The following is a 21943-nucleotide window of genomic DNA, read 5'->3' as shown; positions in this document are numbered from 1 at the left end:
AGATATTTCGAAATATCATCCCCTTAAAACCATCATTATTGACAAAATATACCTCTACAATTCCAATCTTAATAATCATGATAACGGCCTATATGAGTGGCGAAGGGAGGCCATTTTGGGATATACTATATGCATAGTGACCTGGAAAACCCAGGAAGCGAACTCCGACGATCCCTTCAAAGCGAAGCGTGATCGTCGTTTTTGTTTGTCAGCCCCCTCCTCTTCCCCCAGGGCCCACCACAAAGCTCTCCGCAATTAGCACATTATTTCCCAATAGCAAAACCCCTAGTGGCACCGGCACGATCGGGGTGTAATCGTCTAAGAGGGCGCTCTGCATTCCGTGACGGTCCAAAATCTCTTGAGCGGGTGCAGCCAGTGAGAGCGGTCCCCGTAGAAAAAGCCCGGAAGGGAACCGAAAGAGATGCTCCAGGATGCTAGACATCCCCCCGATAGGAAGGCCCTTTTGGGAGTCGGTGCCGTAGTGGTTTAGGTACTGCCAGAGAGGTCGCCAGCCGCCAAAGACTTCCTGGGTGACTTGCTCCAGCTCCTGTACCAACGAGGGAATATCTGCTGAGACCGCGTTGAAGTAGAGGCTCGCCTGCGGATCGGTATAGTCGAGGAGCAAGGGATGCTCGGTATGAAAGGACGCGCCCGTAAACCGCTTGTGCGGCCAGTGGACCGCGCGCTTGTTGCGAAAAGTCACCCGGAAGTGATACTCACCTGCTTTCACGCACAAGAAGGTGGACTGGCGCTTTGTGAGCTGCGCCTCGGCGGCTCCGGAGACAATCGCGACAAACTCCTCCAGAGGGATGCTATCTTTCTCATGGGCCATGGCGCATTCTACCGCCCGAGTGCGTTTTGACGTGCCGTACAATAGGCGGTGATGTTGACAAGTGAGAACCCGGAAGAGCTGACGCGGCAGGTGCGGGCGGCGATGGAGACCCTGGAGGCGATTGTGGAGGATCGGGCGCTTTTAGCCCACCTGACCAAGGACGACCTGGCGCGCTTGCTGAAGGCGGCGGGGCAGGTCGCCACCCCCGACGATGCGAGCCATCGCTACTTAATGAAAGCCACCAAGCGCCTGCGCAAGGCCGATAAGCGCGAGAAGGTGGAGAGCGTCCTGCACGAGACCGGGATTCGTAAGCTGCGCCGTGAGGCGGTCTTTGTGACCCCCAACTACGCGCCACCCAGCGACGATACCCAGCAAGAGGTCGATGACCCGGACTTTCGGGAGGCGGTCGAGCCGCAGTACTGCTACATCTGCAAGCGCCACTACACCCAGCTCCATCACTTCTACGACCAGCTCTGCCCCAGCTGCGCCACGTTCAACTACGCCAAGCGCACCGAGCTAGCGGACCTGCGGGGCCGCGTGGCGCTACTGACCGGCGGACGCGTGAAGATCGGCTACCAGGCGGGGATCAAGCTGCTCCGCGCCGGGGCGCACCTGATCGTGGTGACGCGCTTCCCCCGCGACTCCGCCGAGCGCTACGCCCGCGAGCCCGATTTCGCCGAGTGGGCGGACCGCCTGGAGATCTTTGGGCTAGACCTGCGCCACACCCCCAGTGTCGAGGCGTTCTGCTCCCATCTTCTTAATACCCGCGAAAGGCTCGATTTTATTATCAACAACGCCTGCCAGACCGTCCGCCGCCCCCCGGAGTTCTATGCCCACATGATGGAGGGCGAGCAAGCCCCGCTCTCCATGCTCCCCGAGGCGACCCGCAAGCTGCTCGGGGGCTACGAGGGGCTGCGCGGCTATGAGCTCCTCCCCTCGGCCAAGCTCTCCCAGATGGCACTCCTCCCCGGCGAGGGCGCGGGCCAGCAGGATCTCTTCCCGGAAGGGCGGCTGGACCAAGACCTCCAGCAGATCGACCTGCGTGACCGCAACTCCTGGCGTCTCCAGCTCGATGAGGTCTCGGCGGTGGAACTGCTGGAGGTCCAGCTAGTCAACGCGGTCGCGCCGTATATCCTCAATGCCCGCCTCAAGCCGCTGATGCTGCGCACCCCGGAGCGCGACAAGCATATTGTCAATGTGTCGGCCGTGGAGGGGCAGTTCTACCGCAAGTTCAAGACCACCCGCCACCCGCACACCAACATGGCAAAGGCCGCGCTCAACATGATGACCCGCACCTCGGCGGCGGACTACCACGCCAGCGGAATCCACATGAACGCAGTCGATACGGGCTGGGTCACCGACGAAGACCCGGTGCAGATCGCGGAGCGCAAGGTGGCCCAGCATGGGTTTCATCCGCCCCTGGATATTGTCGATGGCGCGGCGCGCATTGTCGATCCGATTATCGCGGGCATCAACACCGGCGAGCATGTCTGGGGCAAGTTTCTCAAAGACTACCTGCCCACGGACTGGTAGCCCGCAAACCGAAGAGCAAGCCAGGCAGCGACAAGGACGCTCACTCCCCACGCGAGAAGCAGCCACGATGCCTTGGCCTTGTGCCGCCGGCTCAGCAGGATCAGGCCCGCCATAGCCCCCGAGCCTTGGACACTCAGGGAGAACAGAAAGAGCCCCAGGAGCAAACTCGGAATGAGCGGGTAAGAGACGGTCGCGCAATGGAGCGGAGTGATGCCAGTCATAAAGAGCCTATGCCCCTTGCGGGTGTAAGGTTTCTTCAAATCGCGACGCTCCGTTTCGAACTCCCCTGCACATTTGACTCTTATAAATTTTACACGCGAGATACAAACAGCCTCCCTCGTGCCTCGCTGTCTTCGTGGACACGCCGCTAAGATTTACGGAACCTGGTTTGTGGTTTAGTCCTTTGGGTACCAGCAGGTTAAATCCTACAAGGAGCACGGAGGCTTACCATGAGCAGTTTACTTTGGACCGTTATCACGGTCCTGTTTGCGTTTTGGATTTTCGGGCAGGTGATGAGCTTTGGAGGGCCACTGATCCATCTGATCCTAGTGGTCATGGCGATCATCATCGTCATCAACTTCCTGACCAAGGGGAAGGCGACCCTCTAGGCACTAAGGCCGCTATCGATCCCTGCCCGAACTAGGGCGCGGGCGCGGTGGAGGCGGGACTTTACCGCCGCGACCGAGATTCCAAGGCGCTCGGCCACCTCACTGGCGGGGCGGCCTTGGAGGTCGCGGAGCTCGTAGACCTCGCGGTAGAGCGGGGGCAGGTCGGTCAGGACCTGGAGAAGGCACGCCTTGGTCTCGGCCTCGATCACCTGGTTGTCCAGCGACGGTTCCGCGGAGGCGGGCTCGATCCCCTGCTCGCTCAGCTCTGCCAGCCGGAGCACGGGTGCCAGGGCCTCGCGGCGCTTGAGACGGCCACAGGTGCGCCGGGCGATAATCGCCAGCCAGCTCTGGAACGCGGCCTCATCGCTGAGCTGGTGCATCGCGCGGTAGGCGCTCAGCAGCGACTCCGAGAGCACATCGTCGGCGTCATCGGCATTGCCACACATCCGCACCATCTGGCGGTAGACCGCGTCCTTGTGCCGCGCCATGAGCCGCTCAAAGTCCATAGCCTCTATACTACCTGAAACCCGAGCCGCCCTATTTCCTCGGCAACCATACGGGCTTTCTGGTTGTCGCGGTGGGCTTTTTTGTCCTGGGAGCCGGGGTAGGGTGGACATAGACCAGCGTGCACATACCGCTTGGGCAGGACTTGGAGCCCCCGGCCGGCACCAGAGTGGAGAGGGCGAGTAAGCCGCCCAGGACGAGGAGCAAGGAGGTATTGCGCTGCATCTCTACGCTCACGCGTTGTAGGCTTTCCAGCCGCCCGGGACATCGACAATATCGCGGCGTCCACTGCGCAGCAGCAGGGAGCAAGCAATCGCCGAGCGGTAGCCCGAGCCGCAGATCACCGCGAGCGGGCCTTGGGGCACCTCACTCAGGCGGGCGTTGAGCTCCGCGATGGGAATGTGCACGGCCCCCTCGATATGGCCCGCCTCCCACTCGCCGGGGGTGCGCACGTCCAGGACAGTCGGGGCGGCACCGACACTCAAGAGCGCCTTTAGGTCTGCGGGCTCGACCACCCCCAGTCTCGCCCACTCCCCGCCCGCCGCTCTCCAGGCGTCCATGCCACCGTCGAGCCAGCCCACCAGGTTCTCGTAGCCCACCCGGATCAGGCGGGTCATGGCCTCGGTCTCCCGCCCCAGCTCAGCGACCACGATCACCGGCGCGGTCGGGGGCAAGACGGCTCCGACATAGGGCGCGAAGTTGCCATCGAGCGGGACTTCAATCGCCCCGGGGATGTGCCCCGCCTTGAAGGCCCCTGTCGCTCGGGTATCGAGGACGAAGACTCCCTCCTCGCTCTGCTCCTCCACGGTGCTTGGCGTGAGGGGCTGGGCGAGGGCAAGAACACTCTCCACATCCGCACCGCCCTCTTTGTTTTTCGCCGCATCGTGGAAGAAGTAGGCCGGCGGTGCCCCAAGCCCCTCGATGGCGTAGGCGATAAAGCCCGCCTCATCGCCCTTCATGGCAAGCTGCAGCGGCAGATTGACAGCTTTTTGCACCGCCAGCGTGCTCACGCGGTCGTCGGAGAGGTTCTTGCCACAGGCGCTCCCCGCCCCATGCGCCGGCCAGAGCTCGATGTCATCGGCGAGGGGCAGGATCTTCTCCCGCAGCGATAGGTAGAGCAGGTGCGCCATCTGCTCGCTGGTCAGCCCTTTTGCACCGACCAGATCGGGCCGTCCAATATCCCCCAAAAAAAGCGTATCGCCGGTGAAGAGGCGGGTGGGCTGCCCCAGCCCCTCGGCCTTTATGGTGATGCCCTCGGGCGTGTGGCCCGGAGTCGCGAGAAACGTCAGCGTGAGGTCGCCCAGCGCGATCGTCTCACCATCTTCTATCCCTCGGTGGGCAAAAGTCGCCCCGGAGCCCGCCCCGAGCAAGATGGTCGCGCCGGTGCGCTTGGCAAGCTCGACATGGCCACTCACAAAGTCCGCATGCAGGTGGGTCTCGATGACATACTTTATGGTCAAGCCTGCGTTCTTGGCGTCCTGGATATACTCTTCGACATCACGGCGCGGGTCGATCACGGCGGCCTCGCCGTTCGAGCCACCGATCAGGTAGGAGGCGTGGGCAAGGCAGCCCAGGTAGTACGGTTGGAAAAACATGGGGGTTTCCTTTCAGCGGTTCCAGGGCATCTTCGCCAAGAGGGTTGCCATCGCACACGTCCCGGTGGCTCCCGCCCCAAAGATCCCCACTCCCACGAGGGCGGAGACAATAAGCCAGCCCGTATGGACAAAAAACGCGAGTGCTGTCGAGATCATCAGCGCGGTGCCGGCGATCATCTGCACCTGCCGCATGAGCGAGAGCCGGGTCGTGCTGGTTGTCACCACCGGCAGCGCGGCCTCCCGCCATGCCTTTGTCCCGCCCTCCAGGACGATAAGACTGTCGTGGTGGGACCTGAGAATACTGCAGGTCACTGTCGCGCGGGTGCCGCTCTGGCAGATCAGCACGACCGGATCGCGGTGCTGGAGGTCGCTCAGGCGCGCCTCTGCCTGGTCCATGGGAAGGTTCATCGCGCCGGGGACATGGCCCTCGGCGTACTCCTGCGGGCTACGGACATCGATCAGCTGGAAGCGCTCGCCTTGGCTCAGGCGGGCACTTAGCTCACGGGCAGTGACCGTCGGAGCGGTCGGGTTGGTGCTAGGGGCGAGGGTGGCAGTACTCATAGAAGTGATCTTTTCCGTTTCAGGGTTCATTATGACAGAGGCAATGTTATCAAAAAAGGATTCAAGAAACTCAGCGGTGTAGAAAAATTTCTCGTGCGACCATGTAGGTGCCCATCACGAGCAAGAAGACACCAAAGCTAGGACGGAGGCGCTCGCCGGGGATGCGCTTGGAGAGGAGTGTCCCCAGCCCCATGCCCAGTGCGGCGAGCGCGGTCAGAGCCAGCAGAAATCCCCAGTGCGCCTCCCCACGAATTTTCGCATCGGAGAAGAAGCCAAAGAGCGAGTTGGCCGCGATGATCGCCAGCGATGTCCCCACGGCTCGCTTGATCGGCAGCTTCACCGCAAGTGTCAGCGCGGGGACGATCAGAAACCCGCCGCCCGCGCCCACCAAGCCGGTCACGACTCCTACCACGAGCGCCGGCGGCACAAGCTGGCGCAGGTCCGCTCGCTCCGCCTCCTCCTCACGCGCCTCTCTTCGCCCTCGTAGCATCGAGACTGCGGTGGCGAGCATCAAGGCGGCAAAGAAGACCAGCAAGAGGGTGTCGCGAGAGACTCGGCCCAGGCTATCAGGAATAGCAGGGAGAAGAAAGTGCCGTGTCAGCCAGACGGTCACAAACGACGGCAAGGCAAAGCCGAGCACGGCGCGCCCCACAACAAGGCCGCGTCGTGCCATGAGGCCAGCCCCCATCGCGGCGGTCGCCCCCACAATAAAGAGCGAGTAGCCTGTCGCCAGGGAGGCGGGCTGTCCAAAGAGATAGACCAGAACAGGCACGGTGAGGATCGAGCCCCCGCCCCCCATGAGCCCAAGAGTCACCCCAATGACCACCGCCTCCAGATAACCGAAAAATTCCATAGACGGACCTCCGGTAAGGCAGAGCAGCACAAGGGCAAAAAGGATTCACACCGAGTGTCCTTGCCACCTCGCAGGAAATCCAGCCCGATTAGCGTGCTACCTCGCGCACCCACCGAACTTACAAAAACACCTGCGGATACTTGGTAATATAAGAAAACTTATCAGACGAGGGAAGGGAAGGAGGAGAAGTAGCCGAAATTAACAGCTTGTTCAGAACCAACATGGCACAAATTACTCCGGGAATCGGAACACTGAACTCCCTCCTCTACAACACCAATGCCAACTGCTATTTTCATAGCAAGATTAGTCCAAACATGAAGTTGTAATGAGTATGGTAAATTTCAGTTCAAGAACCAATTTTGAGATCTGATACTCTATCATGGTTGGTCTGCTTGGTGCGAAGAAACGGGCGTTCGAATAGCCAGTAGAAAGCATAGGCTACCAAAATACTTATTGGGATAGAAACAAATGACAACAAATGTACCAGTTGCTGGTTTGAACCTCGCGTAGCTAGGAGACGGTCATTGGCCACCCAGACAAGATCGATAATGGGCACATGGATAAGATAGAGACTATAGGAAAAGACTCCAAGTCCCGCCATTACCGGCCAATTAAACACCCTCATTAGCAAACCACTGCTCTTAGCAACAAGCAAGAGTAAACCAAAGTAGCCGACGGCAAATAGGAGGTCACGAAAAGGATAGAGATGAGGTTCAAACACTGAGAACACACCTCCTACACCCCCAATCATTGCACAGAGATTTAGAACTGTACTTGAAGCCCACTTTGGATTTTTGATGAGTGCTTCCGCTGCGATCACCCCGAGAAACCACTCAAAATACCTTGCAGGGAAGAAACATTGCACTGGTGTAGGAAAAAGTGCGAAGTAGATTTCACAGAGGAACAAAACTATCCCCACTAACACCAAACTAGCCTTTCGAAGACACCACAATAGCATGGGATAGACAATATAAAATTGAACTTCAAAAACGAGTGTCCAGTACACTCCATTAAGACCTAGTGACTTCGGCCAAAATTGCTGGAGGAAAACGGCACTGATAATAGCATCAGTACCACGTACTTCTGCCCACCAGTTGAATGTTCCAATGTTCTTCCCAATTGCTAATAATAAGATCTTTGGGATTGCAAGAGCGATAACGGAAAACACAATACTCGCAATATAAGCTGGATAGAGCCGCCAGAAACGACGAGAAGTAAATTCACTTAGTGGGACCCAGAGATTACCTCGTCGGGCTTGTGGTAAATGAATGCACAGACCAGAAAGCACAAAAAACAATGTCACACCCGAATACCCAAAGCCAAACGTGAAGAAGGTTAACGCGCTTCCCAGGTTGGAAGGTGGACCCGCTGAAAGTACATGCCCTTGACTACTTAAAGCAGGGTAGAAGCGATTCCAAAGATGGTAACAAACGACCCATAGAGCCGCAAATCCTCGTAGAGAATCTATAAAAGTGAGTCGAGATTTAGTGGGGGCCATAAACTCTCTTGGATTCGATCACCTAGGGATAACTTACTTATTCGTAAAAGTGATGTCAGATTATAACATAGTTTTCTTGATCTCCACATACTCTCAGCTCCCATTCGTAGGTCAAGTTGGCTCTTCGAAACCGACGGTTTTTTTGGGAGAGTCACCCAGCACTTGGGTGTAATTCTGACGTTTGCCTGGACAGTTTTTAGACTACGCGATTGTAGCATTTTCGCCTCGGGGCGACAAGGCGATTTTCGCTATAGTCAAGGGCGGCAGACACGCAACCAAAGCATCGCCACCACCCCTTAAAAGCACCTCTGGGGCGCGAGCCGCAAGCCAGATCAATGTGTCTCAAAATTCAAGTTTAAGGACTCAAACAGTTTTTTGGCAAACAAGAGGGTAATGGCGCTCCCTCTAAAGAGCGGCTTGGTTTTCTCCTCAAGGAACGCACGGCAAAACCTCACCACCAACGTTTGACGAAGGTCTTGCGGTGCTGACTGAAACGAAGAGAGTGTTTGCTCTACTGCTTGAGTGCTAGCTTCCCCGCCTCGTCACAGGTGAGCTCCTTGACCTTGACACAGCGCAGGTGGTTGACGCCGCCTGAGAGGCTGGCGTCGTGGTGGAAGAGGTACCACTTGTCTTGGTACTGGACAATCGAGTGGTGGGTGGTCCAGCCGAGAACGGGCTCTAGGATTCGCCCCTGGTAGGTAAACGGCCCCAGCGGACTGTCCGATGTGGCGTAGACAAGAAAGTGCGTGTCGCCCGTGGAGTAGGAGAGATAGTACACCCCGTTGTGCTTGTGCACCCACGCCCCCTCGAAGAAGCGTCGGTCGTGGTCATCGGCCTGGAGCGGGTTGCCGTGCTCATCTAGGATCGTCAGCTCGATAACGGGGCCCGCCAGCGAGCGCATGTCATCGGAGAGTTTGGCGACACGGGGACCAAGGGCGGGGACGTTTCCCATTGGCTCGACCCGAGCGTCTTTATCGAAGGTGCCACTCTGCCAGCACTGGAGCTGCCCGCCCCAGATGCCCCCAAAGTAGAGATAGGCCGCGCCACCGCTCGCCGCGTCCTCGACAAAGCTACACGGGTCGATGGAGAAGGTCCCGGCAATCGGCTCTGGATCGGGGAGGAACGGACCAGCGGGAGAGTCCGAGACCGCCACCCCGATGCGGAAGATGCCGTCTTTGTCGCGGGCAGGAAAGTAGAGGAAGTAGCGGCCGTCGCGCTCCGCCGCATCGGGAGCCCAGAGCTGCGCACTCGCCCAGGGAATGTCTTCAAGTGCGAGCGCCACCCCATGGTCGGTCACCGGGCCGGTAACACTCTCCATCGAGAAGACATGGTAGTCCCGCATGGCGTACTGGTCCCCGTTGTCGTTGGACTCCAAGCCCGAGTCGATGTCGTGCGAGGGGTAGAGGTAGAGCTTTCCCTCAAAGACATGCGCTGAAGGATCGGCGGTGTAGACGTGGGAGATCAGAGGCTGGTCAGACATGCAGGCATTTTATCGCGTCGGATCGCATCGGTTTTTAGATCGCCCCGATGAACCGGGGCGTCTTGCTGTCGTCGCAGGCTCCGACACGAAGGCCTCCGGCCATACCGAGTGAACTCGGGATTATGGGCGCAGCCCTTTGTGTCCGAGGCACGAGGACAGTAAGACGCCCCCCTCCCACGGGGGCGGTCAAGGCGGGAGCACTCCCTGTAGACAATACGGGTTTTTCCCGACAATCAGGGGCATGGCTCGTCTCTCCGATAAGAAAATCGCATGGCTACTCTTCACGGTCGCCGCGCTGGTCTACGCGCTCACCCTCTGTAGAACCATCTACACCGGAGACGACGGAGACTTCGAGACCGCCATGGCAACACTCGGAGTCTGCCACCCCACGGGCTATCCCCTCTTCACCCTCCTGGGACGAGCCTTCCTCCTGGGACTCGCGCCCGTCATCGAAGAGCCCGCCCTGCGCATCAACCTCATGACCGCCCTCTTTGGCGCGGGCGCGGTGGGGATGTTCTACCGCTTTGTCGCCAGCCTGGTTCCCGCGCGCACGGTCGCCGCCAGTGCCGCCCTGCTGCTGGCCTTCGCTCCCACGCTCTGGCAGCAGTCGCTCTCGTGCGAGGTCTACACGCTCACGGCGCTGTTTCTGTGCACGGTGCTCTGGCTGAGCGTGCGGCTGGAGCGGGGTGAGCAGGTGCTGGGTCCGCTGGTGCTGGTCTACGGTCTTGCGCTGACCAACAACCTGACGATGGCGCTGTTCCTGCCGGGCTTCTTGGTGTTTGCGTGGCGTCGTGTGGGCTTCAAGCGGCTCTTCTCGTGCGTGCCACTCTTTGTGCTCCCGCTACTCCTCTATGCCTATGTCCCGCTTGCCGCAAGGCTGAGCAAGTCCCCCGTGCTCTGGGGAAGCCCAACCACGCCGGAGCTCTTCTACAAGCACCTCTCGGGCGACCTCTACCGCCAGCTCATGTTCTCGCAGCCGCTGAGCGTGGTCGGGGAGAACGCGGTGCGCTACGGCCAGGCGCTGGGGGCGGAGTTTGGGCTCTGGACCCTCTGGCTGGCTCCCGTGGGAGTCGTGGCGCTGGCAAAGACCCACAAGACGCTTTTAGCTCTCACGGGCTGGGTCGCGGGCGTGAGCCTGGTCTACGCGCTCAACTACCACATCCTTGATATCTATGTCTATTATCTACCGTCGTTTATGATGATCGCCGCATGGATCGCCGCGGGAGCGTGGGCGCTGGCGCGGCGGGTGACGCTCAAGCCGAGCATCGCCGCTCTCGCCGCGGTTGGTGTCCCCCTGATCGCCCTCGGAGCGCACTGGAGCGCAGCCGATAAGAGCGGCAACTCTATCGAGGCGGACTTCTCCCAGAACATCCTGCGCTCCGCCCCCCAAAACGCGGTGATTGTCAGCGACTCCAACGTGACATTTACGCTCTGGTACCAGAAGTGGGTCAAGCACCAGCGCCCCGATGTGGTGGTGATCGACTGGAACACGCTGGGCAGTGCGCTCCTCTACGATGCCTGGTACTACCGCCACCTGCTCGCCCAGTACCCCGCTCTCGACTCGGTGACCAGCGGCGCGAGCCTAAGCACGGCACAGTTTGCCCAAGGCGACTTCCAGCGGGCACTCTTCCGTCAAGCGCTCGCGGAGGGCCGTCCGCTTCTGCTGGTGCGCGACAAGCGCTTCGCCCAGCGAAAGGTGCTCAACACCAGCCTCGCCGAGGTGGCGGCGGAGTTTGAGAGTGTCCCTTGGGGCGTGACCGAGCGCCTCTACCTCCCCGGCACGCGCCCCGACACGCAGAGCCTCTTTGCGGCGAACCAGCCGCTCTGGGAGAGCTTCCAGACACCGGGCCTGCTCACCGGCTGGGGCGAGCGCGACCCGCTCCAGCGCCATATCTTCCTGCGCTACGCCGAGGCGTTTCAGGCGCTCGACAAGCTCGCCCAAGAGGCCGGCCACGCGGAGTACGGTGATCTGATCCAGAAGCGCCTGGCGAGTCAGTAGCCAGCGCATATGCTATACTGGCGGCGGAGGACTACCCAAAGAATGAAACGATCTCGGTTTCTTCGCCAGGGCCTCGCGCTGACCGCACTGGTCTCGCTACTATCCCTGGCATCGTGTAAAGATCAGGCGGCGACGCCTGCACCTGGCGGCGGCGACGCCCCAGCACCCGTGGCGAAGGCCCCGGAGGGCGGCGGGGGCGGTTTTGATGCACCGCGCAAGGCAGAGGGCAAGCTGTCTGTCACCCTGATTACCAACAACAGCGCCGACTTCTGGACCGCAGCAGAGAAGGGCCTGGAAGCGGCCAAGACCGAGCTGACGGACTGCGATACGGGGCGCATGACCCCCGCCGGCTCATCCCCGACCCACGCAGACCAGAAGAAGACCTTCGAGGATGCGGTCGCCAAGAACCCCGATGGAATCGCCGTGACCCCGATCGATGGCAAGGAGTTCGCCTCCGTTATCGACGATGCGATTGCGAAGAATATCCCCGTGATCTGCTTCGACTCCGATAGCGAGACCAGCAAGCGCCTGGCGTATCTGGGCACCAACAACTACGAAGCGGGTAAGGCAGCCGGTGAGGCCGCTCTCAAGCTCCTGCCCAACGGTGGGAAGTTTGTCGCCTTCGTGGGGAACATGTCCGCACAGAACGCAATCGACCGCTACAAGGGCTTCCAGGACGCCACCAAGGGCAAGATCGAGATGCTCCAGGAGCCGTTCCAGGACCAGGCCGACCCGCTCAAGGCACAGCGCAATGTCCAGGACGCCATCACCAAGTACGGGGATAAGATCAACGGCTTCTTGGGAATCTGGGCCTACGACGGTCCTGCGATCCTGAACGCGGTCGAGAGCGCCAAGCTCCTCGGCAAGGTGAAGATCATCACGTTCGACGGTGCCCCCGAGACCCTGGCCGGTCTGGAAGCCAAGAAAGTCGACGCCGCCGTGATCCAGAAGCCCTACGAGTTCGGGCGCCTCTCCGCCAAGCTGCTCTACCTCATCAACCGCAAGGGCCTCAAGGCCGCAATCGACGAGCTCAAGCCCGAGCTGGAGAAGGCGGGCATGAAGGTCGATGGCAACAAGATCGACACCGGCGTGACCACGGTCACCCCCGAGAATGTCGCTCCGTTTGTGGAGAACATGAAGAAGCTGGGCCTCAAGTCCACGTAAATTTAGCCTCACCCGGCGGCGGTGCCGCCGGGTGAGAATATTTCACAAAGGCTGTGCGTCGCTGGACGCATGGCCTTTTGATTTTCTAAAGTGTATTATGTATTGATTTTTGCGTCAGATAGGAACCAACAAGAGTGGCGGTAAAGGAAATGGATAGATCTGCAGGGCCGGGCATTGTCGCGCGCCTGCTGAAGTCAAGGGAGCTCAGTGTCGTGGCCGTGCTGGCTCTGCTCTGCCTGGGTATGGCGTTCACCGAGCAGCGCGCCAACTTCTTTGGCCCGCTCAACCTCACCAACATCCTCCAGCAGGTAGCGCTCCTCTCCCTCTTTGCCATCGGGGAGACCATCGTCATCATCACCAGCGGCATCGACCTCTCCCTGGGCTCGATCATCGCCTTTGCGGGGATGCTGGTGGCGCTCTTTGTGACCAAGTTCTCGGTGGGACTGATGGCAGGACCGGCGGCGTTTCTGGCGATCCTGCTGACCTTGCTCTGCGCGCTGGCGATTGGCCTGCTCCACGCGACCCTAATCCACAAGCTCAAGCTCCCGCCCTTTGTCGTGACCCTCGCGGCGCTCTTGGTCCTGCGGAGCCAGTCGCTGATCGTCAACAAGCAGCTCCCGATCTCCCTCAACGACTACCCGCTCATCACCGATCTTTCCAAGGGCTGGCCGCTCTGGACCATGCTTGTCGTGGTGGCAGTCGTCGCGCATGTCCTGCTCACCCGCACCCGGATCGGGCGCTACCTCTACGCCCTCGGCGGCAATGAGCAAGCGACACGACTCTCGGGGGTGAATATCTTTAAGATCAAGCTCTTTGCCTACGGGATCAGCGCCCTGCTCGGCGGGCTGGCGGGAATCCTCTGGGCAGGCTACGGCCGGCAGGGCAACCCCCAGCTGGGCCAGGGCTACGAGCTCGATGCAGTCGCCGCCGCAGTGGTCGGAGGCGCGAGCCTGACCGGCGGGCGCGGGTCGGTGCCGGGAACCATCCTCGGGGCCACCCTCGTGATCACGATTCTCTCGGCGATCAACTTTACCTTCTCCAACCCGGATATCTGGCGCGGCACCGTGGTCGGCTGCGTTCTCCTCTTCGCCGTCCTTGTCACCGCGCTCCAGCAGAAAGGCGGCCATGAGTAGCCTACTGCATTTTTCACCTCCCTCGGCTTCGTGGAACTCAGCCACTCCCTCCGGCTTCGCGAAGGAAGGGATTCCCGTAGCCAGACGAGCGGTGGATTTTCACCCTCTTCGCAGCGAGGAACGAGCGATCAGCCGCACCCAGAGGGTACCCGGGTCGCGCGCTAAAGCGCGGGGAGAGGTAAAGCGAGGTGCACCATGAGTAGCCTACTGCGCATGGAGGGAATCCAGAAGTCCTTCCCTGGTGTCCTGGCGATCCGCGAGGGGCGGCTGGCGCTAGAGGCGGGCGAGATTCACGCGCTCCTCGGGGAGAACGGGGCGGGCAAGTCCACGCTACTCAAGGTGCTCTCGGGCGCGCACCAGCCCGATGCGGGGACGATCCACCTCAACGGGGAGCAGATCACGATCGCCGGGCCGCGCGATGCCACCGAGCGCGGGATCGCGGTGATCTACCAGGAGTTCAACCTCATCCCGCAGCTCTCGGTGGCGGAGAACCTGTTCCTGGGCCGTGAGAAGACCAAGGGCGGCTTTATCACCCGCGCCGACGAAAACGCGGCGGCGCAGGCACTGCTCACGCGGCTCGCCGCGCCGTTTCAGGCCACCACTCCGGTGGGCGAGCTGACAGTTGCGCAGCAGCAGCTAGTCGAGATCGCCAAGGCTCTCTCCCAGAACGCGAAGATCCTGGTCATGGACGAGCCCACGGCGGCGCTCTCCGGCCGCGAGGTGGACGCGCTCTTTGCCATTGTTCGCGATCTCAAGGCGCAGGGAATCGGGATTGTCTATGTCTCCCACCGCCTCGATGAGATCTTCCAGCTCTGCGACACCGCGACCGTCATGCGCGATGGCCAGTGGATCGCCACCAAGCCGGTCTCGGAGTGGACCCGCCCCAAGCTGATCGAGTCGATGGTCGGCCGCGCCCTCTCCGCCGAGTTCCCCCCGCGCGACCCCGCCCAGAAGATCGGCGAGGCGCGGCTGGTGGTCAAGAACCTCACCCGCGGCAAGTTTGTTCAGGATGTCTCGTTCGAGCTCCGACGCGGGGAGATTCTCGGGCTCTCGGGTCTGGTGGGCGCGGGCCGCACCGAGGTCGCCCGCCTGCTCTTTGGTGCCGACCTGCGCGACAGTGGCGAGGTGATCCTGGACGGCAAGCCGCTCCCCCTGCGCTCGCCACAGGACGCGGTCAAGGCCGGAATCTGCCTGCTCACCGAGGACCGCAAGCGCCAGGGGCTCGTGCTCGATCTGGCGCTCCGGGGCAACTTCGGCCTTCCGAACCTAGAGAGCCTGGGCAAGCTGGGCTTTGTGGACGGCAACAAGGAGCGCGAGGCCTTTGGCGGCTATGTCCAGAGCCTGCTCATCAAGACGCCCCACCAGGAGCAGCTGGCACGCAACCTCTCGGGCGGCAACCAGCAGAAAGTCGTGCTGGCCAAGTGGCTCCAGGCAAACTCCGAGATTCTCATCTTCGACGAGCCCACACGCGGGGTCGATGTCGGTGCCAAGTACGAGATCTATGTCCTGATGCGCAAGCTCGCCACGGAGGGAAAAGCCATCCTGATGATCTCCTCCGAGCTCCCCGAGGTGCTGGGCATGAGCGACCGCATTCTTGTCATGCGCGGCGGCAAGCTCACCGGCGAGATCGAAGACGCCACCAAGGCCACGCAAGAAGATGTCCTGCACCTAGCGGTAGAGTAGCCCCTCGGTGATCCCCCCGATCAGAACGGGGGGACTGGAGAGCCTACGGCTACGAAGGGCGTCCCGCCCATACCGACTCATGGGCGGAGCCCTTTGTGTCCGAGGCACGAGGACAGTAAGACCGGGTACCCTCTGGGTGCGTTCATGGGAGCGAGACGCCCCCCGCGAATGGGGGCGATCGAAGAAGCGCCCCGTGGTAGCATAGAGACGTGTCAACCCCTGCCGCCTTCTCCGCCCTCCGCCACCGTAACTACCAGCTTTTCTTCTCAGGGCAGGCCATCTCGCTGATCGGCTCCTGGATGCAGATGACGGCGCAGGGGTGGCTGGTGACGCTCCTGGCAGGAAGTGAAAAAGAGGCGAGTGCGGCGCAGGGCTGGGTGACCACCCTCGGCTCGCTGCCCATGCTCTTAGGAGCGTTCTACGGCGGCTGGTTCGCGGACCGTTTCTCCAAGCACAAGATTGTTCTATGGGCACAGGTGGCGCAGGGGCTCCTCGCCTTGGGGATGGCGGCACTGGTCTACGCCGGTCAGGTGCAGCTCTGGCATGTCGCGGTGTTTGCGACCCTGCTGGGTGTCACCAATGTCTTTGATATCCCCGCGCGGCAGGCGTTTATTGTCGAGCTGGTGGGCAAGGAGGACCTGCACAACGCCATTGGGCTGAACTCGTCGCTGTTCAACGCCGCACGTGTGCTCGGGCCGATGGTGGCAGGCTTCCTGATCGCCGACAAGGAGCGCGCGATGGCACCGTGCTTCCTGGCCAATGGGCTCTCCTACCTCGCGGTGATCCTAGGGCTCTGCCTGATGCGCGGGAGCTTTGCAGCCCGTGCAACGGGCAAAGAGGCGCCGCTTAAGGGAGTCAAAGAGGCCCTTGGTTATCTGCGCCAGCACCAACCGATTGTCGCGATGATGGCGATCTTGGCGGGCTTCTCGATCTTCATGGCCGGCGACTGGATCCTGCTGCCCACGCTTGCCAAGTACGCCCTCGGGGCGGACGCCACCCGCTACAGCCAGCTGATGAGCGCCCGCGGTGTTGGCGCGCTCCTGGGAGCGCTGACCTGCACGCTGCTCTCCAGCTCCCCCTACAAAGGCCGGCTTGTCACGGTGGGGGCAGTACTCTTTCCGCTCTTCTCGCTCGGGACGGCGCTCTGCCACAGCCTCCAGTGGGCCTTTCTCTTTGCCCCACTCTCCTCGTTCTGCATGATCTGTGTCTTTGCCACCAGCAATAGTCTCTTGCAAGCGTCGGTGCCCGATGCGCTCCGTGGCCGCGTGATGGGAGTCCATGCGTTTTTAATGATGGGGCTCACACCTCTGGGCAGCGCCTGGGCGGGGCTGGTCGCCTCGCGGACAAGCACGGCGAGCGCGATGGCTCTGGGAGCAGGGCTGGCCGCGAGCTGTGCGCTCCTTGCGGTGATTCTCTCCCCCGGCCTGCGCCGCGCGCGCCAGACCCTCGTGCCGGAGGGAAGCGCTAGCGATTCGGCTGCGTAAACCAGGCGGGCATCTCTTCCAGTGAGATCGTCAGTGCCTGCTCCGTGCCATTGCGCCAGAGAGTCAGCTTCAGCGGCTCCCCCACCGCGTGGCTCGCAATGATCGTGCGGAGGGTATCGTCGTTGTCGAGCGGCTTGCCATCGGCGGTGCGCAGGACATCCCACTCCACAATCCCTGCCTTCTGCGCCGGTGAGCCCGGCACGACCGCGGCGGAGCCACTCCCTGCGTGCACCAGCATCCCCTTGCTATCGGGGGGGAGGGTAATGTTGCTCGGCAGGGCGGTGCGGTCCACCTCCGCGAGCGGGGTGTAGATCACCCCGAGATAGGGCCGGAGCACTTTCCCGTTCTCGATCAGCTGCGCGGCGATCTTGCGGGCGGTGTTGATCGGGATCGCAAAGCCAATTCCCGTCGATGCGCCCGTCGTGGTGGCGATCGCGGTATTGATCCCGATGACCCGCCCCTCCGCATCGGCGAGGGCGCCCCCGGAGTTGCCAGGATTGATCGATGCGTCGGTCTGAATCACCCGGTCGAGAGCGGAGCTGTCTTGGCGCGGGTAGTGGCGGTTGAGGGCGGAGACAATCCCCAGGGTCACCGACGAATTAAAGCCAAGCGGGTTGCCCACCGCGATCGCCCAGTCGCCCACGCGCACAGAGTCGGAGTCGCCCAGAATAGCGGGGGTGAGGTTTTTCGCGCCCAGGAGCTTCACCACGGCGAGGTCGCTGGCGGCATCGGTGCCGATCACGGTCACGGAGAAGCGCCGCCCATTGGCCAGGGTCACCTGGCACTTGGAGTCTTGCTGGCCCACGAGGGGAGAGATCACATGGCTATTGGTGAGGACATAGCCATCCGCCGAGAGAAGTACCCCGGAGCCAGAGCCCTCAAAGCGGCGATCCTGGCGGGAGAACTGCCCAAAAAATCCCTCGCCCTTGACCTGCTCATGGCCTTCGACCTCGATATTGACCACTGCAGGAGAGACACGAGCCGCCGCATCCGCAACCGAGGGGAGCCCACTGAGCGCTCGCGCCGCCCCACCGGTCGGGGCCTGCGCCAGCGCCTGCGAGAGCGCACGTCGCCCCGGAGGCAGTACCCCCTGCACTCCAAGGCGATTCTGTGCCAGAGAGAGGATCAGCGCACAGGCAGCAAACCCCGTTACAAAGGTCGCTCCATAGCTTAGCGCTCTCTTCATCGCCCTTGCTCCAGGCTACTTTTTCTTGGTCTCGGGCTCGTCGATTCCTTCTTTGAACTCACGCGTTGCCTGGCCGAGGCCCTTGAAAAGCTGCGGCAACTTGGGAGCACCAAAGAACAAAACGATCACCAAAACCACGACCAGCCACATGCTGGGAGATGTCCAATACCCAAACGATAGCATCTTCTTTCCTCTTCGGGAGTATTGTATCGCGGATTCCACATCCCCTAAAAATTTTCAACTAAAATCTAGTAAGGGTATATCCTAGACCCACCAATCATTAAATACATGAACGCAATGTTGACGAAGATTCAGGCTCCGGCCAAACAACTCTGGAACTCCCTGGCTGCTCACCAGAACCGGGGCATCTTCACGGCACAGCACCAGGTACAGGTGCCCGCTCATGCCGATCCTCGGGTCCGGCTTCCCCAGGGGCTAGACCTGCGCGCCAGCGGCCCCGGCTTTGACAACCTCCCCGCTCGCTTCGAGGTCGCTCCCACCGGCCAGGCCACCATCGTCGTGGGCGAGCGCAGCATTGCGCTGGGTGACCTCTCCTGCCAGAGTGTCGAGACGGGCTGGATGATCACGGGCCTGCGGCTTCGTGGTGCGGTGCGCTTCTCCGCACAGCGGGTCGTTCTCCTGGTCCCTGATCGTGAGGACATCCCCTACCTACTGCGTGTGCTTGCCCCGCGCGCCGCCGCGCCCGCTCAGGCCCTGCCCTACCGGCAAGTCCTCGCGGCTTAACGTTCTTCCTACGCCTCGGGAAAATCCCTCAATCTGTGAAGAAAAACACTCTAAACACCTAGCAAAATCCCTACAATCCCTGATAGAATTACGGGGGTTGTTTATCTCAACAGCCAATATTAAAAGAATTTAATCATGACGGTGACAGCTAACGACTCCCTTGCAACGTACGACCCCGCCGCATTTGAGCGCCCTTCCGTCACGGTAGACGTAGTAGCGTTCACGGCAAAGTCTCGTAGGCTCCATGTCCTCCTGATCCGCCGAGGTGTCTGGCCTTTTGAGGGACAGTGGGCCTTACCAGGTGGCTTTGTTCAGATGGACGAGGACCTCGACACCGCTGCTCACCGTGAGCTCAACGAGGAAACCGGGGTCGCCGGAGCGGAGTTTCTCGAGCAGCTCTATACCTTCGGCAAGGTAGACCGCGACCCACGAACCCGCGTGATCTCAGTGGCCTACTACGCCCTCCTGCCCGAGCCGAGCCTCGCTCCACGAGCAGGCACCGATGCCTCGGAGGCGCAGTGGTGGCCCGTCGACGAGCTCCCGCCCCTTGCCTTCGACCATGCCCATGTCCTAGAGATCGCCCTTGACCGCCTACGTGCCAAGCTCGGCTACACCAGTGTCGCCTACGCGCTTCTCCCCGCAGAGTTCACCCTGACCGAGCTACAGAATGTCTACGAGCTGATCCTGGGCCGTGAGCTCGACAAGCGCAACTTCCGCAAGAAGATGCTCTCCACCGAGCTCCTTGAGGGCCTCGAAAAACAGCGCCGTGGGGGTGCCCACCGCCCCGCACAGCTCTTTAGCTTCACCAAGCGAGAGCCCGTCTTTCTCGATTAACAAAACCTCCTCAGCCCCTTGCCACCAGGCCGGGGGTTTTCTTTTAGCAAAACTTCGTGTATAAACGACATATAAAATATGCCCATCATGTTCTACCGAATCAATGAGGTGCCCTACGGAGCCTTTTCTAACTTCTCGCCCCATCCGTTCACGCTCGATGGCCACCTCTGGCCCACGAGCGAGCACTACTTTCAGGCGCAGAAGTTTGTCGGCCATCCCGCGCACCAAGACGAGATCCGGCTCGCTGCTAGCCCGATGGAGGCTGCCGAAAAAGGCCGTGAGCGCCACCGCCCGCTCCGCCCAGACTGGAACGTGGTCCGCGACGATGTCATGCGCCGGGCACTCGCCGCCAAGTTTGCCGCCCACCCTGAGCTCACGGCGCTTCTGCTCTCCACCGGCGATGAAATCTTGATCGAGAAGACGACCAACGACTACTACTGGGGCTGTGGCACCGAAGGCACGGGTAAGAACCGCCTCGGTGAGCTGCTCATGGAGCTACGAAAAGAGCGACAAGATGCCCATTAAGTTCTATAGCAAAACCCAAGAAAACGCCTATCTCTCGAACTTCTCCCCGCATGGCTTTTTACTCGATGGCCTCTACTGGCCGACAGTCGAGCACTACTTCCAGGCAATGAAGTTCCCCACCCACCCGGACTACCAGGAGAAGATCCGCCAGGCAAAGTCCCCCGCACAGGCGAAAACCCTCGGCCGGAGCCGCGCGATCCCGCTCCGCCCAGACTGGGACGCCGTAAAAGACGACATCATGCGCCGCGCGGTCCAAGCCAAGTTCGATACCCACGCGACGCTCAAGACCGAGCTAATCGAGACGGGTCAGGAAACCCTGATCGAGGACGCTCCCACGGACTACTACTGGGGAGCCGGCCGCACCGGGACCGGCAAGAACCGCCTCGGGGAAATTCTCATGGAGACCCGCGAGGGCTATACCACCGAGTAGCCGCCGACTGGAAATCGGCAGCTCAGGAGACAGAGATATGACACCAATCGAACGCGCACGACTTTCACTCGATGGCCTCTCGGTCGGCGATGGGTTTGGGGAGGGCTACTTCTCCAATCCCAATGTGGTCGAGGGGCTAATCGCGCAGCGGGCGCTCCCCAGTGCCCCCTGGCGCTGGACCGACGATACCCAGATGGCGATCAGTATTGTGGACGTGCTGGAGAGATATGGCGAGATCAACCAAGACGTTCTCGCCCTTCAGTTTGGCGAGCGTTACGAGCCAGGGCGCGGCTACGGCCCCGCGATGCACGACCTGATGCGCCAGTACCGTGTCGGGGGAAAGTGGCACAAGCTTGCCCCTGCCATGTTCGACGGTCAAGGTAGCTTTGGCAACGGCTCGGCGATGCGAGTTGCCCCACTCGGGGCCTACTTTGCCGATGATCTAGAGAAGGTAAAGATCGAAGCAGCAAAGAGCGCGGTCGTGACCCACGCTAGTCCAGAGGGAATAGCGGGTGCGGTCGCTGTGGCCGTGGCGACGGCGCTTGCCTGGCAGACGCGCGGTAAGGAAGTCTCGCGCGCTGAGTTTCTAGAGGCGATCGTCCCCCATGTCCCCGACAGCCTCGTACGCGCAGGAATCGTGAAAGCAATACGCCTTGAAGCGCGGCATGTCGTGACAGCAGTTGCAGCGCTGGGCAATGGAACGGGGGTCTCGTGCCAAGACACCGTGCCCTTCTGTCTCTGGTGCGCTGCAGGACAGCTGGATAACTACGCAGAAGCCCTCTGGCTAACCGTCGCGGGCCTCGGTGACCGGGACACAACCTGCGCCATTGTCGGAGGTATTCTCGCAGTCCGCGTACCTATTCCCACCGAGTGGCTCGCTTCCCGGGAACCTCTCAATGGAAAGATGACCGACTGGGACTGACAAACGCAAAGGGCCTCGCCTCTCCCTACGATATTCGTAGAGAAAGACAAGGCCCTCACATAAATTCTGGCGTCGCGCTATTTTCCCAAAGGCTTATGCCCCCAGTATCTTCGCCGCAATGGGTCTTAACTGCCGTGTTCGGAATGGGAACGGGTGGATCCCCCACGCTAGAAACACCAGAAACCGGTACCCCAGACTACACAAAAAGTAGAAGTCCGGAGACAATTTTAAAACCAAATAGTGAAACAACTAGTTCAAACTCTCCATAGACACTGCTATAGAGTCGGGTATCTTTACAAAGCGTCTGCATAGCGAGATCATCGCAACTAAGCGATTCACTTTCACAAACACTACAGAAAAGAGGAGAGACAAGAC

Annotated in this window: 22 protein-coding genes and 1 rRNA gene; 12 read left to right on the top strand and 11 right to left on the bottom strand. The window is 60.9% G+C overall.

The window, feature by feature from the left end; genetic code table 11:
- Positions 1-208: 208 nt before the first annotated feature.
- Positions 209-832: a hypothetical protein gene (locus HNQ39_RS07955; protein WP_184193614.1), complete on the bottom strand. Its 624-nt coding sequence runs from the start codon at positions 830-832 to the stop codon at positions 209-211.
- 51 nt (positions 833-883) lie between these two features.
- Here HNQ39_RS07955 and HNQ39_RS07950 point away from each other — a divergent pair, with 51 nt between their 5' ends.
- Positions 884-2365, top strand: a complete 1482-nt coding sequence (locus HNQ39_RS07950; RefSeq protein ID WP_184193611.1) for an SDR family NAD(P)-dependent oxidoreductase — start codon at positions 884-886, stop codon at positions 2363-2365.
- Here the strand turns inward: HNQ39_RS07950 and HNQ39_RS07945 are convergent.
- Positions 2344-2586: a hypothetical protein gene (locus HNQ39_RS07945; RefSeq protein ID WP_184193608.1), complete on the bottom strand. Its 243-nt coding sequence runs from the start codon at positions 2584-2586 to the stop codon at positions 2344-2346. The genes HNQ39_RS07950 and HNQ39_RS07945 overlap by 22 nt on opposite strands.
- Before the next feature lie 228 nt (positions 2587-2814).
- Here HNQ39_RS07945 and HNQ39_RS07940 point away from each other — a divergent pair, with 228 nt between their 5' ends.
- The gene (locus HNQ39_RS07940; RefSeq protein WP_184193605.1) at positions 2815-2973 is read left to right on the top strand and encodes a lmo0937 family membrane protein; all 159 of its coding nucleotides are present in this window, start codon (positions 2815-2817) and stop codon (positions 2971-2973) included.
- On the opposite strand, the gene HNQ39_RS07935 is transcribed toward HNQ39_RS07940, so the two are convergent.
- From HNQ39_RS07935 to HNQ39_RS07910, 6 genes are all read right to left on the bottom strand, one after another.
- A complete protein-coding gene (locus HNQ39_RS07935) occupies positions 2970-3479 on the bottom strand; it encodes an RNA polymerase sigma factor (RefSeq protein WP_184193602.1) in 510 nt (169 codons plus the stop codon). The genes HNQ39_RS07940 and HNQ39_RS07935 overlap by 4 nt on opposite strands.
- Before the next feature lie 231 nt (positions 3480-3710).
- The gene (locus tag HNQ39_RS07930; RefSeq protein ID WP_184193598.1) at positions 3711-5072 is read right to left on the bottom strand and encodes an MBL fold metallo-hydrolase; all 1362 of its coding nucleotides are present in this window, start codon (positions 5070-5072) and stop codon (positions 3711-3713) included.
- Between the two features lie 12 nt (positions 5073-5084).
- Positions 5085-5633: a rhodanese-like domain-containing protein gene (locus HNQ39_RS07925; protein WP_184193595.1), complete on the bottom strand. Its 549-nt coding sequence runs from the start codon at positions 5631-5633 to the stop codon at positions 5085-5087.
- Positions 5634-5703: 70 nt separating this feature from the next.
- A complete protein-coding gene (locus tag HNQ39_RS07920; protein WP_184193592.1) occupies positions 5704-6486 on the bottom strand; it encodes a sulfite exporter TauE/SafE family protein in 783 nt (260 codons plus the stop codon).
- A gap of 346 nt (positions 6487-6832) precedes the next feature.
- On the bottom strand, positions 6833-7984 hold the full coding sequence (locus tag HNQ39_RS07915) for an acyltransferase family protein (RefSeq protein ID WP_184193589.1): 1152 nt from the start codon (positions 7982-7984) through the stop codon (positions 6833-6835).
- Between the two features lie 511 nt (positions 7985-8495).
- On the bottom strand, positions 8496-9464 hold the full coding sequence (locus HNQ39_RS07910; RefSeq protein ID WP_184193586.1) for a glycoside hydrolase family 43 protein: 969 nt from the start codon (positions 9462-9464) through the stop codon (positions 8496-8498).
- A 241-nt stretch (positions 9465-9705) separates the two neighbouring features.
- Between HNQ39_RS07910 and HNQ39_RS07905 the strand changes: the two genes are divergently transcribed.
- The 5 genes from HNQ39_RS07905 (at position 9706) to HNQ39_RS07885 (ending at position 16927) form a co-directional block, all read left to right on the top strand.
- Positions 9706-11463 (top strand): glycosyltransferase family 117 protein, encoded by a 1758-nt coding sequence (locus HNQ39_RS07905; RefSeq protein ID WP_184193583.1) that lies wholly within the window; start codon positions 9706-9708, stop codon positions 11461-11463.
- 42 nt (positions 11464-11505) lie between these two features.
- A complete protein-coding gene (locus tag HNQ39_RS07900; RefSeq protein WP_184193580.1) occupies positions 11506-12627 on the top strand; it encodes a substrate-binding domain-containing protein in 1122 nt (373 codons plus the stop codon).
- Between the two features lie 149 nt (positions 12628-12776).
- A complete protein-coding gene (locus HNQ39_RS07895) occupies positions 12777-13760 on the top strand; it encodes an ABC transporter permease (RefSeq protein ID WP_184193577.1) in 984 nt (327 codons plus the stop codon).
- A 195-nt stretch (positions 13761-13955) separates the two neighbouring features.
- Positions 13956-15443, top strand: a complete 1488-nt coding sequence (locus HNQ39_RS07890) for a sugar ABC transporter ATP-binding protein (RefSeq protein WP_221289917.1) — start codon at positions 13956-13958, stop codon at positions 15441-15443.
- A gap of 209 nt (positions 15444-15652) precedes the next feature.
- The gene (locus HNQ39_RS07885; RefSeq protein ID WP_184193575.1) at positions 15653-16927 is read left to right on the top strand and encodes an MFS transporter; all 1275 of its coding nucleotides are present in this window, start codon (positions 15653-15655) and stop codon (positions 16925-16927) included.
- Here HNQ39_RS07885 and HNQ39_RS07880 read toward each other — a convergent pair.
- Both HNQ39_RS07880 and tatA read right to left on the bottom strand, forming a co-directional pair.
- Positions 16908-18113, bottom strand: a complete 1206-nt coding sequence (locus tag HNQ39_RS07880) for a S1C family serine protease (protein ID WP_184193572.1) — start codon at positions 18111-18113, stop codon at positions 16908-16910. The two genes, HNQ39_RS07885 and HNQ39_RS07880, sit on opposite strands and share 20 nt — an antisense overlap.
- A gap of 15 nt (positions 18114-18128) precedes the next feature.
- Positions 18129-18296 carry a twin-arginine translocase TatA/TatE family subunit gene (gene tatA / locus HNQ39_RS07875; protein ID WP_184193569.1) on the bottom strand — a complete coding sequence of 56 codons (168 nt, stop codon included), beginning with the start codon at positions 18294-18296 and terminating at the stop codon, positions 18129-18131.
- 114 nt (positions 18297-18410) lie between these two features.
- On the opposite strand from tatA, the gene HNQ39_RS07870 reads away from it, so the two are divergent.
- The 5 genes from HNQ39_RS07870 (at position 18411) to HNQ39_RS07850 (ending at position 21568) form a co-directional block, all read left to right on the top strand.
- Positions 18411-18857 (top strand): hypothetical protein, encoded by a 447-nt coding sequence (locus HNQ39_RS07870; RefSeq protein WP_184193566.1) that lies wholly within the window; start codon positions 18411-18413, stop codon positions 18855-18857.
- 135 nt (positions 18858-18992) lie between these two features.
- A complete protein-coding gene (locus tag HNQ39_RS07865; protein ID WP_184193563.1) occupies positions 18993-19691 on the top strand; it encodes an NUDIX hydrolase in 699 nt (232 codons plus the stop codon).
- A 78-nt stretch (positions 19692-19769) separates the two neighbouring features.
- Complete coding sequence (ybiA, locus tag HNQ39_RS07860; protein ID WP_184193560.1) at positions 19770-20216, top strand: riboflavin biosynthesis intermediates N-glycosidase; 447 nt, start codon at positions 19770-19772, stop codon at positions 20214-20216.
- Positions 20206-20646: a riboflavin biosynthesis intermediates N-glycosidase gene (gene ybiA / locus HNQ39_RS07855; protein ID WP_184193557.1), complete on the top strand. Its 441-nt coding sequence runs from the start codon at positions 20206-20208 to the stop codon at positions 20644-20646. The genes ybiA (HNQ39_RS07860) and ybiA (HNQ39_RS07855) overlap by 11 nt, the downstream gene beginning before the upstream one ends.
- A 37-nt stretch (positions 20647-20683) precedes the next feature.
- The gene (locus HNQ39_RS07850) at positions 20684-21568 is read left to right on the top strand and encodes an ADP-ribosylglycohydrolase family protein (RefSeq protein WP_184193554.1); all 885 of its coding nucleotides are present in this window, start codon (positions 20684-20686) and stop codon (positions 21566-21568) included.
- A 64-nt stretch (positions 21569-21632) separates the two neighbouring features.
- On the opposite strand, the gene rrf is transcribed toward HNQ39_RS07850, so the two are convergent.
- Positions 21633-21749 (bottom strand): 5S ribosomal RNA (gene rrf / locus HNQ39_RS07845).
- Positions 21750-21943 lie beyond the last annotated feature (194 nt).

It is taken from the genome of Armatimonas rosea (assembly GCF_014202505.1).
Lineage (GTDB): Bacteria > Armatimonadota > Armatimonadia > Armatimonadales > Armatimonadaceae > Armatimonas > Armatimonas rosea.
This window is presented reverse-complemented; position numbering and strand designations above follow the sequence as displayed.

What these genes read in the sequence shown, in the direction of transcription:
- HNQ39_RS07930 (WP_184193598.1), bottom strand. Translation starts at nt 5,072, where the DNA reads ATGTTTTTCCAACCGTACTACCTGGGCTGCCTTGCCCACGCCTCCTAC.
- HNQ39_RS07910 (WP_184193586.1), bottom strand. Translation starts at nt 9,464, where the DNA reads ATGTCTGACCAGCCTCTGATCTCCCACGTCTACACCGCCGATCCTTCA.
- HNQ39_RS07870 (WP_184193566.1), top strand. Translation starts at nt 18,411, where the DNA reads ATGTTGACGAAGATTCAGGCTCCGGCCAAACAACTCTGGAACTCCCTG.
- HNQ39_RS07935 (WP_184193602.1), bottom strand. Translation starts at nt 3,479, where the DNA reads ATGGACTTTGAGCGGCTCATGGCGCGGCACAAGGACGCGGTCTACCGC.
- HNQ39_RS07915 (WP_184193589.1), bottom strand. Translation starts at nt 7,984, where the DNA reads ATGGCCCCCACTAAATCTCGACTCACTTTTATAGATTCTCTACGAGGA.
- HNQ39_RS07945 (WP_184193608.1), bottom strand. Translation starts at nt 2,586, where the DNA reads ATGACTGGCATCACTCCGCTCCATTGCGCGACCGTCTCTTACCCGCTC.
- HNQ39_RS07955 (WP_184193614.1), bottom strand. Translation starts at nt 832, where the DNA reads ATGGCCCATGAGAAAGATAGCATCCCTCTGGAGGAGTTTGTCGCGATT.
- HNQ39_RS07880 (WP_184193572.1), bottom strand. Translation starts at nt 18,113, where the DNA reads ATGAAGAGAGCGCTAAGCTATGGAGCGACCTTTGTAACGGGGTTTGCT.
- HNQ39_RS07940 (WP_184193605.1), top strand. Translation starts at nt 2,815, where the DNA reads ATGAGCAGTTTACTTTGGACCGTTATCACGGTCCTGTTTGCGTTTTGG.
- HNQ39_RS07905 (WP_184193583.1), top strand. Translation starts at nt 9,706, where the DNA reads ATGGCTCGTCTCTCCGATAAGAAAATCGCATGGCTACTCTTCACGGTC.
- HNQ39_RS07950 (WP_184193611.1), top strand. Translation starts at nt 884, where the DNA reads ATGTTGACAAGTGAGAACCCGGAAGAGCTGACGCGGCAGGTGCGGGCG.
- HNQ39_RS07865 (WP_184193563.1), top strand. Translation starts at nt 18,993, where the DNA reads ATGACGGTGACAGCTAACGACTCCCTTGCAACGTACGACCCCGCCGCA.
- ybiA (WP_184193560.1), top strand. Translation starts at nt 19,770, where the DNA reads ATGCCCATCATGTTCTACCGAATCAATGAGGTGCCCTACGGAGCCTTT.
- HNQ39_RS07890 (WP_221289917.1), top strand. Translation starts at nt 13,956, where the DNA reads ATGAGTAGCCTACTGCGCATGGAGGGAATCCAGAAGTCCTTCCCTGGT.
- HNQ39_RS07850 (WP_184193554.1), top strand. Translation starts at nt 20,684, where the DNA reads ATGACACCAATCGAACGCGCACGACTTTCACTCGATGGCCTCTCGGTC.
- ybiA (WP_184193557.1), top strand. Translation starts at nt 20,206, where the DNA reads ATGCCCATTAAGTTCTATAGCAAAACCCAAGAAAACGCCTATCTCTCG.
- HNQ39_RS07900 (WP_184193580.1), top strand. Translation starts at nt 11,506, where the DNA reads ATGAAACGATCTCGGTTTCTTCGCCAGGGCCTCGCGCTGACCGCACTG.
- HNQ39_RS07920 (WP_184193592.1), bottom strand. Translation starts at nt 6,486, where the DNA reads ATGGAATTTTTCGGTTATCTGGAGGCGGTGGTCATTGGGGTGACTCTT.
- HNQ39_RS07895 (WP_184193577.1), top strand. Translation starts at nt 12,777, where the DNA reads ATGGATAGATCTGCAGGGCCGGGCATTGTCGCGCGCCTGCTGAAGTCA.
- HNQ39_RS07925 (WP_184193595.1), bottom strand. Translation starts at nt 5,633, where the DNA reads ATGAGTACTGCCACCCTCGCCCCTAGCACCAACCCGACCGCTCCGACG.
- tatA (WP_184193569.1), bottom strand. Translation starts at nt 18,296, where the DNA reads ATGCTATCGTTTGGGTATTGGACATCTCCCAGCATGTGGCTGGTCGTG.